General features: G+C 33.1%; 13 protein-coding genes. 2 read left to right on the forward strand and 11 right to left on the reverse strand.

Annotated features, from left to right (window positions below):
• Position 1: 1 nt before the first annotated feature.
• The 9 genes from HM986_RS09710 to HM986_RS09750 form a co-directional block, all read right to left on the reverse strand.
• Positions 2 to 3,139 (reverse strand): efflux RND transporter permease subunit, encoded by a 3,138-nt coding sequence (locus HM986_RS09710; protein WP_179334893.1) that lies wholly within the window; start codon positions 3,137 to 3,139, stop codon positions 2 to 4.
• A gap of 22 nt (positions 3,140 to 3,161) precedes the next feature.
• Positions 3,162 to 4,286 (reverse strand): efflux RND transporter periplasmic adaptor subunit, encoded by a 1,125-nt coding sequence (locus HM986_RS09715; RefSeq protein ID WP_179334894.1) that lies wholly within the window; start codon positions 4,284 to 4,286, stop codon positions 3,162 to 3,164.
• Between the two features lie 11 nt (positions 4,287 to 4,297).
• On the reverse strand, positions 4,298 to 4,801 hold the full coding sequence (locus tag HM986_RS09720) for a GbsR/MarR family transcriptional regulator (RefSeq protein ID WP_179334895.1): 504 nt from the start codon (positions 4,799 to 4,801) through the stop codon (positions 4,298 to 4,300).
• Between the two features lie 272 nt (positions 4,802 to 5,073).
• On the reverse strand, positions 5,074 to 5,694 hold the full coding sequence (locus tag HM986_RS09725; protein ID WP_179334896.1) for a MarC family protein: 621 nt from the start codon (positions 5,692 to 5,694) through the stop codon (positions 5,074 to 5,076).
• Positions 5,695 to 5,981: 287 nt separating this feature from the next.
• A complete protein-coding gene (locus tag HM986_RS09730) occupies positions 5,982 to 7,871 on the reverse strand; it encodes a monovalent cation:proton antiporter-2 (CPA2) family protein (protein ID WP_179334897.1) in 1,890 nt (629 codons plus the stop codon).
• Positions 7,872 to 7,874: 3 nt separating this feature from the next.
• Positions 7,875 to 8,471 (reverse strand): glutathione-regulated potassium-efflux system oxidoreductase KefF, encoded by a 597-nt coding sequence (kefF, locus tag HM986_RS09735; protein ID WP_179334898.1) that lies wholly within the window; start codon positions 8,469 to 8,471, stop codon positions 7,875 to 7,877.
• Between the two features lie 565 nt (positions 8,472 to 9,036).
• On the reverse strand, positions 9,037 to 9,711 hold the full coding sequence (locus HM986_RS09740) for an NAD(P)H-dependent oxidoreductase (protein ID WP_179334899.1): 675 nt from the start codon (positions 9,709 to 9,711) through the stop codon (positions 9,037 to 9,039).
• Positions 9,712 to 9,926: 215 nt separating this feature from the next.
• On the reverse strand, positions 9,927 to 10,556 hold the full coding sequence (locus HM986_RS09745) for an alpha-ketoglutarate-dependent dioxygenase AlkB family protein (protein ID WP_179334900.1): 630 nt from the start codon (positions 10,554 to 10,556) through the stop codon (positions 9,927 to 9,929).
• A 70-nt stretch (positions 10,557 to 10,626) separates the two neighbouring features.
• A complete protein-coding gene (locus tag HM986_RS09750; protein WP_218841422.1) occupies positions 10,627 to 12,129 on the reverse strand; it encodes a BCCT family transporter in 1,503 nt (500 codons plus the stop codon).
• A 159-nt stretch (positions 12,130 to 12,288) separates the two neighbouring features.
• On the opposite strand from HM986_RS09750, the gene HM986_RS09755 reads away from it, so the two are divergent.
• Positions 12,289 to 13,182, forward strand: a complete 894-nt coding sequence (locus tag HM986_RS09755) for an AraC family transcriptional regulator (protein ID WP_179334901.1) — start codon at positions 12,289 to 12,291, stop codon at positions 13,180 to 13,182.
• 208 nt (positions 13,183 to 13,390) lie between these two features.
• On the forward strand, positions 13,391 to 14,128 hold the full coding sequence (locus HM986_RS09760; RefSeq protein WP_179334902.1) for a hypothetical protein: 738 nt from the start codon (positions 13,391 to 13,393) through the stop codon (positions 14,126 to 14,128).
• Between the two features lie 101 nt (positions 14,129 to 14,229).
• Here HM986_RS09760 and HM986_RS09765 read toward each other — a convergent pair whose 3' ends face one another.
• Complete coding sequence (locus HM986_RS09765) at positions 14,230 to 15,189, reverse strand: carbohydrate kinase family protein (protein ID WP_179334903.1); 960 nt, start codon at positions 15,187 to 15,189, stop codon at positions 14,230 to 14,232.
• Positions 15,190 to 16,677: a mannitol dehydrogenase family protein gene (locus HM986_RS09770; protein WP_179334904.1), complete on the reverse strand. Its 1,488-nt coding sequence runs from the start codon at positions 16,675 to 16,677 to the stop codon at positions 15,190 to 15,192.
• Between the last annotated feature and the right edge of the window lie 3 nt (positions 16,678 to 16,680).

Consider the following 16,680-nt stretch of genomic DNA (forward strand, 5'->3'; position numbering starts at 1 on the left):
TTTATTCTTCAATAATTTGTACTGCTGGTTTACTCGAAACTTTTTCTTGTAACCATTGAAATAATATAAATAAAATTGGAATGACGAAGACTCCTAAAATAGTACCAATTAGCAATCCTCCAACGGCACCTGTACCAATAGATTTGTTCCCTTCAGATCCAACACCTTTAGCTAATACTAATGGCATTAATCCTAGTATAAAGGCAAATGATGTCATTAAAATAGGTCGTAAACGTACTTTAGCTCCAAGCATCGCAGCATCTACAATGCTATCTCCATTCTTTCGGCGTTGCAGCGCTATTTCAACAATAAGTATGGCGTTTTTAGCCAATAGGCCAATCAGCATAATTAGGGAAATCTGGAAATAGATATTATTCTCTAATCCTAAAAGATGTGTACTAATATAAGCACCAAATACACCAAAAGGAAGGGATAAAATGACTGCAAACGGAAGTAAATAACTTTCATATTGCGCACTTAATAAGAAATATACAAACAGAATACTTAAGATAAAAATAAACGTCGTTTGATTTCCTGCACTTACCTCTTCACGAGTTAAACCAGAATAAGCAACGGTATAATTACTTGGGAGTTTAGCAACTTCTTCTTCTATAACTCTAATAGCGTCACCTGTACTAAATCCTTCGTTAGTAGCACCTGTAATACTCGTAGAATTTAACAAATTAAAACGCGTTACCGATTGTGGTCCATAAACTCTATTTAAGTTTACAAACTGCGTAATTGGTGTCATTTCGCCAGTCTCTGTTCTTACATACATGCTGTTTAAAGCATTTACATCTGCTCTGTCCTCAGGTAAAGCCTGAATATACACTCTAAATTGTTTTCCGAATTTAGAAAAATCTGATGCATATACTCCACCTATATAACCTTGTAACGTGGAAAAAATACTAGATATATCCACTCCTTTTTCTTTTGCTAAAGGCACATTGACCTCCATCTCGTATTGTGGATAACTTGTGTTAAATGCGGACTGTGCATACTTAATTTCTGGATGACTCATTAAAGCCATTGTGAAATCTTTATTAGCCTGATCTAAATCGGTGAATTCTCCTCCAAATTTATCTAATAAATTCACTTCAAATCCTGCCGAATTACCAAATCCACGTATACTCGGTGGTGAGAAGAAAATAATTTTAGCCTCTGGAATTCCTGCTGCAATACCAAATAATTTTCCTGTAATAGCTGCTGAAGAAAGTGATGGATCTTCACGTTCACCCCAATCCTCTAACTTAATAATTCCCATTCCGTAGTTTGAGCCTGTACCATTTATTAAACTTCTACCTTTAATAAAATTAACCCCAACAATACCATCCATACCTTCTATTTTAGAGTATAGGTCTCTTGCGACTCCATCTGTTCTATCTAAAGATGCACCAGCTGGTAATTCAATGTTAGCGAAAATAATACCTCTATCCTCATTAGGTACAAAACCAGTAGGTGTATTGTTTGCTGCCCAATAAATACCTCCAACTGCGATAATTAATAACAATACAGATATAAATTTTTTCTTGTATAAGAATTGAAGTGAATTTCCATATTTCTCTATAGTAGCATTAAAACCACGATTAAATAACGTGTAGAAACGTTTTAAAGGACTTTTACCTTTTACATCTTCATCATCTTTATGAGGTTTTAGTAACAATGCACACAACGCCGGACTTAACGTTAAAGCGTTTACTGCAGATATTAAAATCGCAATAATTAAAGTGACACCAAACTGTTCGTAGAATACACCTGTCGGACCTGTTACGAAAGTTACCGGAATAAATACCGCTGCCATTACCAATGTAATTGAGATAATTGCCCCTGATATTTCGTTCATTGCGGTTAAAGTCGCTTTTTTAGGATTCTTTTCTCCTTCATCTAATTTAGCATGGACGGCTTCTACCACAACAATGGCATCATCTACCACAATACCAATGGCAAGGACTAATGCGAATAACGTTAACAAGTTAATGGAATACCCAAAAACATTTAGGAAAAAGAATGTACCAATAATAGAAACGGGTACCGCAATAGCCGGAATTAATGTTGATCTAAAATCTTGTAAGAAGATAAATACCACTAAGAATACTAATAGAAAGGCTTCTAATAAGGTGTGAATTACTTTTTCTATCGATGCGTTTAAGAATAAACTTGTATCATAAGGGACAAAAATACCTAAGCCTTCTGGTAAATCATTTTCTACAGCAGTTAAAGTTGTTTTGATACCTTCAATAATCTCCTGAGCATTAGAACCTTTAGTTTGAAAAATCCCCATAAATACAGCAGGATGTCCTAAACTCATTGCGTTAGCGGCGTAAGATTGTGCATCTAATTCAATAGTTGCCACATCTTTTAATCTTAAAAACTCACCATTTCCTAAAGCTTTAATTACAATATTACTGTATTGTGCTTCGTCTTTAAAACGACCACTATAAGTTAATGTATACGAAAAAGATTCACCACTGTTTTGACCTAAAGACCCCGCTGCTGCTTCTAAATTTTGTTCTGCTAAAGCTGCTGAAATATCTGAAGGAATTAAGTTGTAAGCGGCTAATTTATCTGGTTTTAACCAAATACGCATGGCATAATCTTGTTGTGAAAATACACTAACATCACCAACACCACTAATACGTTGCATGGCAGGAATGACGTTAATTTTTAAGTAATTCTGAATAAATGTTGCATCATAATTCTCACTTTCAGAATACATTGAGACAAACATTAAAGCACTTGTTTCTACTTTTTGTGTAATTACACCTGTTTGAGTTACTTCTGACGGTAATAATGGTGCTGCTCTTGCTACACGGTTTTGAACGTTTACCGCCGCAATATCCGCATCCATTTCTTGATCAAAATAGACCGTGATTTCTGCTGTTCCGGTATTTGATGCCGTAGAGGTAATGTAAGTCATTCCTTCTACCCCATTAATTTGCTCTTCTATAGGAATAATAACACTCTCTAATACAGTTTCTGCATTTGCCCCTGTATAACTTGCGGTTACTTTAATTGTTGGTGGTGCAATATCTGGATATTCCTCTATTGGTAGCGTACCAATACTAATGGCTCCTAGCAACACTATAATAATAGAGATTACTGTTGAAAGCACAGGTCTTTCAATAAATGTTTTTAACATGATAAATCTGTTTAGAGGTTATTTAATTTCTAAATAAAGTTGCGATAGGTTTTATGGCATCTTCAAAAGATGTGTCTTGTGGAGAAATCACCATACCGTTTCTTAATTTACCAACTCCAGATACCACAATTTTATCATTGGTATCTAAGCCAGATTCTACAACGTATAAGTTGTCTACAGTACCTTGTACTTTTAAAATTACAGTCTCTATTTTATTCTCAGCAACAAGTTTAAAAATCATAATATTTCCTTGTTGTTCAAATGTTGCTGTTTGAGGAACTACGATGGCGTCTTTATATTCTATCGGAAATTTTATAGTACCACTGTTTCCATTGGTTAAAATTTCATTAGGATTATCAAAAGCGGCTCTAATTTTTATAGTTCCTGTGTTTTGATTGACCTGCCCTGTACTCGTTTGAATTCTTCCTTTTTCAGAATATTCTGTTCCGTTGGCTAAAATTAAACTTAAATCTGGAGAATTTTTAATGCGTTCTGCTTTAGTCGTTCCTTCAGATCTCTGTAAATGATTAATATATTGCGCTTCGTTAAAACTAAAGAAAGCGTATACTTGATCGATCTCACTTACAGTAGTTAGTGGACGTGCATCGCTAGGACTAATTAAAGCTCCTTCCCTAAAGTTTATAGAACCTACATAACCATCAATAGGACTTTTAATCGTCGCATAACCAATGTTTGCTGTAACCCCGCTATAATTAGCTTTAGCCTGTGCTAAGTTCGCTTTAGCGGTTTCTAATTGTACTGCACTTATGATGTTCTTTTCTACTAAAGGAATTAATTTATCTACCTCTACTTGTGCCACATTAATACGTGCTTGAGCTGCGCCAGCATCTTGACTTAAAGACTGAGTTTCTAGTCTAAATAACATTTGACCTTTTTTTACTTTCTGGCCTTCATCAACGTATACTTTTTCAATATAACCAGATGTTTTAGCTCTTACATCACTGTTAACAATACCTTCAATAGTTGCAGGGTATTCAGTATGTCCTGTTACTGTCATCTTTTGTATTTGAGTCACCGGAAAAGGTGCAGGTGGAGCTTCGGATGGTGCGGCTGCATTTTGTTTATCGCCACAACTGACAATAACTAAGAATAATCCTAGGATAGTATATAAATTAGTCTTTCTCATTTCGTTTTAGTTTAAATTTGGAATTGGTTGTTTTTTAATTTTTCTCTTAGGGCTTTTACAGACGAAGACGCTTCATCTATAAACATGATATAATCGTTATGAAATGTTAAATCGAACTTCTCGTCTTCATTTTCGATTTTTTCATTGTTTTGTTTTTGTTTATAAGCTTTAATTTCGATATGCACTTCGCGTTCGTCTTGCCAATGACTTATCATTCTGTCTACATGCTGCACTATAGTATCTTTATTGATTACAAAATACTTTTTACGATCTCCTGTTTTTGTGAAATACTCAATTTTATTTAAATCTTGTAAGTGGTTGAGATGCGTTGAAATGGTACTCTTGCTTGCGCAAAGGATACTTACTAAGTCTTCAAAAGTGGCTCCTCTTTTTCCGGTAAGTATAATGTAAGATAAAATTCGCGCGGCGACAGGTGCTAACTGCTCTCTGTTTTCTAAATGGACTCCTAGTTTCTCAACTAAGCCCATTTTTTTTTGGCAGATGTTTTCTTTCATTTTTTAATAATTTGCTACTGATTTTGAACATAAAATTGATCATGTACAGTAAAATTCTGCGCAAATATATTGATTGGTTCGGAACAAGCCGAACAAAACGAAGTTAAATGATTGTTAAATAAATTAACGGCCATAAAGGAGCTCTTAATTTATTTTATAAATACATAAGGGTTTGGAGGTTTATAACCATTTCAGCAATGAGAACAGGTAATGATTTCTCAGTGGAAATTTGTTGAAATAAAACGCAATAACTTGTTGGGTTTACAAGTGAATTAAGACATTAAATTGAATGATAATTTAATCCCTTGTATAATCATACCAGTACCAATAATAGCAATAATTAAACCCATTATTTTACCAATAACAGAGATAACGTTATTACCGACTAGTTTCACAATATTGTCACTTAATCTAAAGGTTACATAGGCAAGTATGCTCATTAATCCAAAAATAGCGATGACTAAAATAATGTGAATCGGTTCTACGTTGGCTACAAAGTTCATCGCTGTAACAATAGTACCTGGACCTGCCAAAATAGGAATAGCTAATGGTGATACTGCTATGTTTTCATCAATGTCTACATGCTTTAGACTTTTTACATTAGATTGTTTAGATTGTAGCATTTCAAAACCTATAAAGAATATTAAAATCCCACCTGTGATTTTAAAGGCTGGAATACTAATATTAAACAACTCAAAAATAAACTTGCCTAACAATACAAAAACAGTGACAATTATAAAGGCAATGATATTTGCTCTTTTATTAATGTCATCTTTTGTTTTTTTATTAGCACCTTGAGTTAAGGCCACAAAAACCGTCATATTTGATATGGGATTAGTGATGGCGAAAAAACCGGTAAAGACGGTTATACAAAATGTAATTAAGTTATCCATTGGACGGAAAATTTTGTTTTTGAAAAAAGAACGCAAAACTAGTTCTTTATCTCTAAACTAATTTTGTTTTTTTAATATTTAAATCGCTCTTATTTATCAGTTTTAAAAGATACAAAATTTGATGCGCTTTAAGGAAAATACTCAATAAAACTGCGCTTTTCGTTCATCTAAAAGCGATTGTAATTTTTAGATTATTCTTTTTTTAGAGTCTTAAGTGCCATCATCTGCTAGTAATAAGATACTTTAAGACCGCATATTTCATTACTCTTGGGCCGCAACAAACTTGTTCAATCTTTCGACTTTTCTAAAGCTTTTTTAATGTGTTCGCTATCCCAATGATTATCAAAATCTACTATGCCTCTTTTAAAATCTTCATTTAAGAATTTTTCTTGCTGCTCTAATTCTTGACGGGCTTTAAAAATATAGCTATCGTCACCGGGTTTTAGTTCTTTAGCTAAGCGCCTAATTATCGCTTCTTCATATTTAATGAAATTATGAACTTGTGTATTTAAGGTGTATTTTCTAAACCCCATTTTACTTAATACATCTTTAGCCAGAACTAAAGAGGTGTCTAATGATTCTCGATATATGTTTTCCATACCTAAATTCAATAAATCATAGGCTTCATATCTGTTTTTAACACGAATCATAAGCTCTACATGTGGATATTTTGCCTTGACCATTTTAGTCACTTGTTTCGTAACACTAGGGTTGTCAATTGCACATATAAGAATTTTGGCTTCAGCTATTCCCGCAGATTCTAATAAGTCTAAACGGGTGGCATCTCCATAGTACACCTCAAATCCCATTTTTCTTAAAAAATCTACGCGATTAGAGTCTTGATCTAGAATGGTAGCCTCAACACCATGTGATCTTAAAAATCGTCCTACCGTACTTCCAAAATGCCCAAAACCAACTAAAATTATTTTTTGCGATTTTGCAATATGATCCATCGGTCGCTTTACAGATTCTTTTGTGCCAATTCTTGGAAGGATCAATCGCTCATTAACAATGCTTATAATTGGCGTGAGTGACATGGTTAGAGCTGTAATTACAAGCATCATATCCATTTGTTCTTGATTTAATATATTTAAACCAAAAGCGAAGGACAGCAGTACAAATGCAAATTCCCCCACTTGTGCCAAACCAAAGGTTAGCAATAATTTCTGATCTAATTTCAGTTTAAAAATTTGACCGGTTATAAATAACACAACTGCTTTTAGTATAATTATAGCCAATAATAATCCTCCAATAGTTAACGGACTTTTAGCAATTACAATAAAATTGATTGAGGCACCTACTGCCATAAAGAATAAACCTAATAGTAGATTTTTGAAAGGTTCAAGAGTACTTTCAAGTTCGTGTTTAAATTCACTATTAGATAGTACGACGCCACCTAAAAAAGCTCCTAAAGCTGGACTCAAGCCTACATATTCCATCAAAAAGGAAATAGAGAACACTATTAGTAGTGCGGCTGCAATTAATAATTCTCGCACTTCGGTTTTTGCCACTTTACGCAACATAGGTACAATTAAGTATTTACCCGCTACAATAATTAATATAACAGATAAAATAATGGCTAATGTTTGAAGACCCATTGGTAAACTATCTAACAGATTAACATGTTCGTTGTGATTATCTACAGAAGAAATGGTATTTGAATTGCCCAATAAAGGCATGGCTCCTAGCATTACAATAACAATAAGGTCTTGAAATAATAAAATTGAAAAGGATGATGTTCCAAATGTCGTATCCATCAATCCTTTTTCCTTAATGGTTTGCATTGCAATAGCTGTAGATGATAGTGCAACAGCCATAGAAATAACCAATGCTACCTTCCAATCAAAATCAAGACAGGTAAATAAAATATAAGACAGTAATATTGTACCCAGGACTTGTAACCCACCCATTCCAAGGATGGTTTTTCGCATGTCCCAAAAGTTTTTGGGTTCAATCTCTAAGCCAATTAAGAATAGCATGACGACAACGCCAAATTCAGCAAAATGCATAATATCTTCGCCTTCAGTCCCGATAAAACCTAGAACATAAGGTCCTATTAAAACACCCGCTAACAAATACCCTATTACTGAGCTTAAGCCTAATCGTTTGGCTATAGATACGCAAATAATGGCACCTAATAGAAATACGATGGCTTCGAAAAGTATACTTCCTGTCATAGATTATTGTGGTTGTAGTTGAGGAATATCATTTAAAAAAAAGCATCCATTAAACTCGCTTAACGCTAGATTTTGTTGAAGCAATTTAATTAATTGACTATATTGAGTGACATAGGCGTTTAATTGGTTCTCAGTCAATTGGTGAGTTCCCATCACCGCAAATGGCGGCAAATAATTCATGCCGCATAGATTTGCGGTTTGTTCAAAGGGGCGTAAAAACTGATTTACCGTAAAACTATTTGTGCCTTCAGAACAATATACTTCTCGCGCTCCGCCTGTAGTAATAACATTTAGACATGTTTTAGATTGTAACGCATTTCCGTTTGGACCATAGGCCCAACCAAATTCTAAAACCAGATCTATCCACTGCTTCATTAAAGGAGGGCAACTATACCAATAAAATGGATGATGCCAAATGATAATATCATGTGCTTTTAGTAGTTCTTTTTCTGCTTCCACATCTACATGAAAACTAGGGTAACATTCGTATAAATCGCGAAAAGTAACACCTTCCATGTCTTTTATATGATCTACGAGCGCTTTATTAACTCTAGATTTTTCAAACTTAGGATGGGAAAAAAGGACTAATATTTTCTTCATTATACAAATTTAAATGAAAAGTACTAAAACATCTCAGTCTTTTTGCGATATTGAATTGCTGATGCTTAGTAATATATCCATGTTTTTGCATCATGAGCTATTGAAAAGAAATTCTTTAGCACGCTTTTATCACTAGCAAAGCACCTAACGCTTAGGCATCTGAATGTTATATTAGCTCCCCTTTTCTTTAAACTATTATATCCTTGGCATTTCCTATTTCTAGCAACGCATGTGCTCTACCCTGATTTTTCTCAGTAATAATTCCGAAATTTTCACCTAAGCTTGTATGGTTCCATTATCAATTAAGACAGCGACTCTAATTAAAAATAGGTGTCATACTAAATTAGACTTTATAAGCCTGCTGTATTTATAGAAATGGCTTTTATATCCCTAACTAGTGCTTATAATACATTTTGTAATGCATTAACATTTACTTCTAGAAAAGTCTCTTTATAAGCTATGATTTCATGTTTTTTTGTACTTAATTTGTTCACTTTCAATAGGATATTTAAAAAAAAATCTTCACTGCGTTCAGAACGACAAAAAAATAATTATTCAGAATAATTTATTTAAACGTTACCATATCTTCGAAGCTTCGTCTCGATTTTTCGTGAGCAGGATTATCTTTTCTATATCCAAAAGCGGTCATAAATGACAATCCGTATTTGTCTGTATCTACATTAAACTTATCTTTTAATAGAGCCTCTGCTTTTTCTTGATGAAAACCTTCAATCGGACAAGAATCAATTCCTATTAAAGCTGCAGCTGTCATCATATTACCCAAAGCGATATAGGTTTGTTTTGAAGACCAATCGAACAGCTTTTTATCCGTATCCAAATTAAAATCTCGTTCTTGGAACTCTCTGTAAAATTTAGAATACATTTCAATGACGTCTTCTGGTAACTGCTTAACGTCTTTCATCATGTGTATAATATAATCTGAATTGTGCTTAACCATTGGCGCTTTCATACTTAAGCCTAATATAAAATGACTTGCAGTATCTAACTTTAATGGAGCACCCCAAGCTACAGGTTTTAATAGCTCGCGTAATTCTTTATCTTGAACGACTATAAAATGCCAAGGTTCAAAACCAAATGAACTCGGTGATAGCTGCGCTGTTTTTAATATAAAATTGATATCTTCATCTGAAACCGTTTTCGTAGCATCAAATTCCTTAGTCGCATGTCTAAAATTAAAAGCGTTTAATATGTCTTCTTTAGCAATGTTTGGTGTTGTCATTTTATGTGATTTATAAAGTTATTTAATATTTTAATGCAAATGTATGTGCAGCAGCATCCGTATTTAAAGTACATCAAAAGGTGATATTGGTACAAAAGAAGGTTTTTATGTCTCTAAACTGTAAAATACTCTTAATTTAAATAAAGTAGCGCCATTATCCGCTCTCATTTGTACCTATTTAGAACTTATAAACCTTTAGTAATACCTCTTTTAATTTACTCAATCCATCTAAAAGTAAGATTTATTCTAGGTTGAATTTGTTTTGTGGTTTTTGGTATTTTGTGTTTCCAGTTGTTTTGTGTTGCACCTTGCATAAGCAGCAAACTTCCATGTGCTAACGGAATAGCTATTCGCCCTAGATCGTTACGCGTGACGTGTTTTAACTGAAAAGGTCTAGTCGCCCCAAAAGTGACAGAGCCAATAACCGTGTTTTTACGCTGATTTTCTTCATAATCCTGATGCCAATCAACGCTATCTTTTCCATCTCTGTAATAATTGAGTAAACAGCGTTTAAATTTGACGTTGACCTCTTCTTCTACTCGCTCTTTAATAAGAATTAAATCGGGATTCCATGGCAGCATTTTACGATTAAAAGCAGCGTATGGTTCCGTTTTATCTGTGTCACCGAACCATGCTGTTAATCGCGGTAAATTAACCTTCTTACCGTAAATGGTCATAGCGTCTTGTCCCCAACAGGTATGTTTTAGCAAGCTATTATAAAGCCTATTGCTCTCTTCTGTAGTGAAAAAGTTTTCAAACAATGTTATATCAGCACCTGGTAAATCAAATGTTGTTTTATGAATTTCATCTGTAGAAAATAAGTCCGTTTGATTAAATAGATCCATATAATCATGCTTTAAATAGGTTGTGTATTAATCGTGTAAAAAGTAAAAAACTAACAGAAAAAATAGTGTGTTATTTTTTTTCTTTCATCTTTCTGTTCCTAAGATCTTTAATAAAATAGTAGAACATAATGATAATGAAAAACGAAAATGGTAAAGATGTAATAATTAATAAGCGCTGAACAGCTTCTAAAACATTAATATTTGTCTTAGCATTACCTAAAAGAATCAAAGCGATTGTTGCTAATAAAATAAAAACAGACCAAATAACGCGATGTGTTTTGCTGGGATTTTTAGAGCCCTTATCTGTAAACATACTTAATACAAATACGGCTGAATCTACTGAAGTTATTAAGAAACTTATCAGCAAAAACAGGGATGTTATATTTAAAATTGACGCATATGGATAGTGTTCAAAAAATATAAATATAGAAGTGAATACATTACTGAATTCGTTATTGTAAACTCCCCATTCTTCTATTAAATGGAATGCGGAAGTGCCAAAAACAGAGAACCAGAAAAACGTCCCCAAAGACGGTATAATTAAAACACCTAATAATAATTGCCTTATGGTGCGCCCTTTGGATATTCTTGCAATAAATATTCCTGTAAAAGGTGCCCACGCTAACCAGAAGGCCCAATAATAAAACGTCCAATCAGTTAAAAATTCTATACCAGGATTATAAGATCCCAAGGCTAAACTCATCGGGGCAAAATTTATGATATAATGCATAGTTGATTTAGAAAACGAAACCAAAATACCACCCATATCACTTGTGGTAAATACAAACATTAAAATCGTAAAAGTGACAATGATATTTAGTTTTGAAAATATTTTTATTCCTTTATTGACCCCTTGCCATGCAGAATAACATGCTATGGTCGATATAAAAACACAGAGCCCAATGGTTGTTGCGATTCCAAAATTAGAATCTGAAATATGATTAAGACCTCCATTAATTTGAGTTGTTCCAAGGCCAATTGCTGCAATTAGTCCAAATACAGTAGTTATAATTGTAGTAATATCGACTCCTTTTCTTAAAACCTTACTTTTTACATGATCACTTATTGTGGCACTAATCCTGACTTTCTTCTTTTTAACGTGCAGCGCGTAGCCAACAACCATTGCAAAAAGGCCGTAAAATGCCCAAGCTGTTAATCCCCATTGATAAAAGGTAAACTCTAGAGCTAAGATATTTGGAGATAATTGAGATGCAAAAGGTGGATTTTGTTGCATAAAAACAGGCTCTTGCACTGCTCTTAATAAAATACCTGATCCCATACCTGCACTATATAACATGGCTGTCCAGGACCAAAGTGTGTATTTTGGTTTAGAGGATGGTTTTCCTAGTTTTATATTTCCATATTTAGAAAAAGCAATGAGTATGAGTGCTAATACGCATCCAAATCCTAGGTATAAATAGAAATAGCCAAAATAATTTCTAACCCATAATGAAGCCCTTTCAATGGTGCTATAACTGGCTTCTGTAGCGAAAAACACAATTAAACTACATGCGAATAGTATCCCTACCGAAATGGATAAGATGGAATGTTTTCTAAGCTGCTTTAAAATCAATAGAATTTATTTTATACAAAAATAAGAATTAGAATATTAACCTGATTTTGTATAATGAATGGATAATGATGTATTTTTAAAGGTTTTTAAAGTGAAAATAGAGATGAATAATACTTTTTCATATAAATTTGACTTTAATTTGCGCTAAAATTAAGTATTATGCAAGTCATAGAATCTTACAAACCTTTCGAAATACAAGACATAGAATTAACAGAATGGAAACAACGACCTGTTAAGAATAATTTTTTCGAGCTTGTATTAATCAAGACAGGAGAAGGAACGCAATGTATTAACTACAACGAATACAATTACGGGGAAGGAAGTTTGTTTCTACTTCCTCCTTTAAAGTGTCATTCTTTTACTATCAAAAAGCCTACTCAATTTGTATTTTTAAAGTTCACGGACTCATTTTTTAAAAACGTAAATAGAATCAACATCGACCGAAATGAATGGTTTAAAGAAGCATCCTATATTTTATCAAATTATAATCAATTACCAGGAGATATTATTCAAAACGAAATTGACAGACGTCATTTAACTAGATTGATTGACATGATTTTACAAGAATCTAGAGGTTACGATAATACTTCTATTAATTTGATTACTAGTCTGATGACGAGTGTTTTAGAAATACTTATCCGTAATATTAAAAAGAGTAGTTATTTTGAGATTCCGAATCATACTGATGATAGAATCACCAAGATGCTTGCATATATTAATGAACATATAAGTAAAACAGAATTATTAAAAGTCGAAAATCTAGCTGAAGTATTTATGATGTCACCTACCTACGTGAGTGAATATTTTAAAAAACAAGTTCAAATGTCTTTGCGAGAATACATTATTAAAGCAAAGTTGAAATTAGTAGAAATTCGTTTAATAAATTCTGATTATACCTTAACTCAAATTGCTGACGAACTTGGGTTTACTGATATTAGTCATTTATCTAAAACGTTTAAACGTTACACAGGTATTTCAATCCGTGATTTTAAAAAAAACGGGGAATATATGATGCTAAAAAGAAGTGCTTGTCCGCCTCATGTTAGTCTTTAAATCGATCTTATATTTTATTTTTTGAATAGTTAATTGTTCTTTTAATCACTGCTATTTAAAATATGTTCTTTTTTTATGGGGCCATAAATTCTATGTCATTAAAACACAAATAAACAGTATATAGATTGATTTTAAATACATTAGGTCTGTTTTTAAAATTCAAATTAAGTATATTTGATACTATGAGAACAACTATTACTTCATTCTAATGACTAAAAAAGTAGAAGTCAATACTCGTTTTCTAAAAAAGACAGTCTTTATTGATTGTGTATTTTACATTTCATTTCTGGCGGCTATATTTATAAGTATCTTTCTTGAAAGAGCACAATTAGTATACGCTTTACCCGTTGTTATTTTTTCAATTTTCATCAAATATATAAGCCTTACAAAGAAGCGAGCTAATCTGCTATTTCCTCTAGCCTTATTGGCTATATTAATTTCTGATATCTTGTCAATTTATTGTTTTGAAGCATGCTTTATATGGGTTGCTATATTTGCTTCGATATATTTAATATTTTGCGCGTTGAGTCTTAAGAAATACTTGCATAAAGGAAAGTTAAGGTCGGTATTATCTTTTTCAGTAATTGTAAGTGCTATATTGATCTTATATATAGTTTGTGCGATTGTAGACTTGCTTATTGATTTTTTACCAGGTATTCAGCTGTTCTTTGTTTTTTTATGTTCAATAAGTTTGATAATTTATACCGTAACGGTTGCCTTTATTCACATTCGTGACACATACCATAATAGTACGGTTTTATTAGCATCATGTATTTTTACTTTTTTTCAAATTACACTAATTGCTATTAACGAGTTTTTATTTTACGATAAAACTTTTACCGTATTAGCCGTTAGCTGCCATGTAATGGCCATGTATTTATTTATGACTTTTATTGCTAAAACTAAGGTTGTTAAATTAGAAGATATTAAAGAAAAATTTATATAAAAAAGCTAGCTGTTGGTTTAGATTTTTTTTGAAAAAAAATAAAGCTTTATGAATATATCATAAAGCTTTTTTAAAATTACTACTAGCGAGGGATCTAGAATTTAGCAATTTATATGTTTAGTTAATAATGCGTCTATGTCATTTTGATTAAGTTTAGGATTAGCTCCTTCACTACTCGCTACAACAGCACCAATAGCGCAAGCAAAATCAATCGCCGTTTGTGGCGCTTCACCCTTAAGTAATTGATCCGTTAGAGTGGCTAAAAATGAATCGCCTGCACCCACCGTATCTACGACTTTTATCTTATAACCCTTATTATAGTAAAAGGTACCATTATAAAGCAGTATAGCTCCTTTTGAGCCTAAGGTGACACAAATTGATGCTGTATTGGTCTGCTGAGCTATAAACTTTATGCTTCCTTCCAAAGTTTGTGTATCGGAATTTAGCTTATTTATAATGGCTGTAACTTCCTTATCATTGAATTTTTTAAAATCCGCAGCTTTCGTAATTAGATGTGTAACGATTTCAATAATCTCATCATCATTAAACTTAATAAAATCTGCAGCCTCCATTAAGTGATTTAAAATTTCATTAGTGTAATATGGAGCTCTAAGGTTAACATCAAAAATCTTATATGGAGCAATTTCTAAAAGCTTATATAGCGTTTTTTTTGTGCTATGATCTCTAGTACTTAAACTTCCAAATATAAAAGCATCTGACGCTATAGTAATGGCTTCAGCCTCTTTTGTTAGTTGTATACGGTCCCAAGCTCTTGGATAATTTATAGTATAAGATGCCGAACCTTCGTCATTTAACAAAACGGCTACGTCTCCTGTTTTTAACTCCGAATCAATTTGAATATTATCTACCGCTACTCCATTCTCTTTAATAAACTGAAAAAGACCTTCTCCATCTAAATCTTCACCAATTCTGGTAATTATAGATACATTATTATCAAACGCTTTAAGTCTCAACGCGACGTTTAAAGGGGCTCCACCAATTTTTTTACGATTAGGAAAAACATCCCATAACACTTCTCCAAAACATACTATGTTTTTCATTTAAATAGTGTTTAAATTAAGAATACTCTTTGTGATACCAACTTTCACTATATTAAGATACGCTGTGGTGTAAGCTTCAACAAATCGTTCGGAATTTTTAAGTTGTCCAAAAACAGATTCAATTTCTAAAAAAGCTTTTGGATTTCCATTTGATGCTACCACTGCCTTATCATGTAAAGTGTTTGCCATGGCATCTTTTATAATTAAGTCGCCTCCTTTGTCATCTTTTCCTAAGCTATAAATGGCCCATGCAGCAATAAGGAATGCGGCAAAGTCAATAGATGCTTTAGATTTTAAATTAGCGACTACTGTAGGCAATACGAATATTGGAACTTTAGCTGAGCTTTCTGAGCAAATCCGATCTATTTGATCCTTAATATTTACATTGCCGAAGCGTTGTAACAATGATGCTTTGTAGGCTTCTAAATCCACACCTTCCAAATCGGCTAAAGTTGGTGTAACTTCCGTATCCATATAATGCTTTAAAAACGTACTTATTTGAGTATCATGAACCGCTTCATCTATTGTAGCATAGCCTGATAATGCCCCTAGAACACCAAGAACAGTATGGCCTGCATTTAAAAGACTCAGTTTCATTTTTTCATAAGGCACCACATCTTTAACAAACTGCACACCAACAGCTTCCCAAAGTGGTCTGCCGTTGACGAAATCATCTTCAATAACCCATTGTTTAAATGGTTCGCATACCACAGGCCAAGCGTCAACAATACCAACTTCTGTCTTTAATCGTTCAATATCAGATGGTGATGTTGCTGGTGTAATACGATCTACCATACTATTTGGAAAAGACACATGCTCTTCAATCCAATCTGCCAAACTTGGTTCTGCCATTTCTACATAACTCAAAAGCATTGTTTTAGTCATATCACCATTGCCTTGTATGTTATCACATGATTGAATGGTAAATCCTTGGATTCCCTTATCTTTTCTTAGTTTTAAAGCTTGAGTTAAATAGCCAAATACTGTTTTCGGAGCCGATGGATTCTTTATATCATGAAGAATTGTAGGATTTTCCTTGTCAAATGACTTTGTAGCTTCATTGTAATTATAACCGCCTTCCGTAATAGTTAAAGTCACTATTTTAACCTCTGGACTCGCCATTTTTTGAATGACGTGTATCGGATTTTCTGGGGCAAAAAGGATTTCGGTTATTGAGCCAATAACACGTTTGGTTAATGAGCCATCAAACTCCTTAACCATTAATGTGTAAAGACCATCTTGTGCTTTTAAAGTGTTATATATATTAGTATCAGAAGGCAGTAAAGCCACTCCGCAAATGCCCCATTCGGTTATTGCGTTGTTATGTAGTAATTGATCGGTGTAATAGGCTTCATGCGCCCTGTGAAAACCACCAATACCAATATGTATAATACCCGTTTTGATCTGGCTTCTATCATAAGTTGGACAAGAAATTCTTTTAGAAATTTCTGTTAAACTCTCTTGATTAAGTTTGATGTTAATTTCCATGAT

The organism is Winogradskyella costae, from assembly GCF_013403865.1.
Classification (GTDB): Bacteria; Bacteroidota; Bacteroidia; order Flavobacteriales; family Flavobacteriaceae; genus Winogradskyella; species Winogradskyella costae.

What these genes read in the sequence shown, in the direction of transcription:
- HM986_RS09710 (WP_179334893.1), bottom strand. Translation starts at nt 3,139, where the DNA reads ATGTTAAAAACATTTATTGAAAGACCTGTGCTTTCAACAGTAATCTCT.
- HM986_RS09715 (WP_179334894.1), bottom strand. Translation starts at nt 4,286, where the DNA reads ATGAGAAAGACTAATTTATATACTATCCTAGGATTATTCTTAGTTATT.
- HM986_RS09720 (WP_179334895.1), bottom strand. Translation starts at nt 4,801, where the DNA reads ATGAAAGAAAACATCTGCCAAAAAAAAATGGGCTTAGTTGAGAAACTA.
- HM986_RS09725 (WP_179334896.1), bottom strand. Translation starts at nt 5,694, where the DNA reads ATGGATAACTTAATTACATTTTGTATAACCGTCTTTACCGGTTTTTTC.
- HM986_RS09730 (WP_179334897.1), bottom strand. Translation starts at nt 7,871, where the DNA reads ATGACAGGAAGTATACTTTTCGAAGCCATCGTATTTCTATTAGGTGCC.
- kefF (WP_179334898.1), bottom strand. Translation starts at nt 8,471, where the DNA reads ATGAAGAAAATATTAGTCCTTTTTTCCCATCCTAAGTTTGAAAAATCT.
- HM986_RS09740 (WP_179334899.1), bottom strand. Translation starts at nt 9,711, where the DNA reads ATGACAACACCAAACATTGCTAAAGAAGACATATTAAACGCTTTTAAT.
- HM986_RS09745 (WP_179334900.1), bottom strand. Translation starts at nt 10,556, where the DNA reads ATGGATCTATTTAATCAAACGGACTTATTTTCTACAGATGAAATTCAT.
- HM986_RS09755 (WP_179334901.1), top strand. Translation starts at nt 12,289, where the DNA reads ATGCAAGTCATAGAATCTTACAAACCTTTCGAAATACAAGACATAGAA.
- HM986_RS09760 (WP_179334902.1), top strand. Translation starts at nt 13,391, where the DNA reads ATGACTAAAAAAGTAGAAGTCAATACTCGTTTTCTAAAAAAGACAGTC.
- HM986_RS09765 (WP_179334903.1), bottom strand. Translation starts at nt 15,189, where the DNA reads ATGAAAAACATAGTATGTTTTGGAGAAGTGTTATGGGATGTTTTTCCT.
- HM986_RS09770 (WP_179334904.1), bottom strand. Translation starts at nt 16,677, where the DNA reads ATGGAAATTAACATCAAACTTAATCAAGAGAGTTTAACAGAAATTTCT.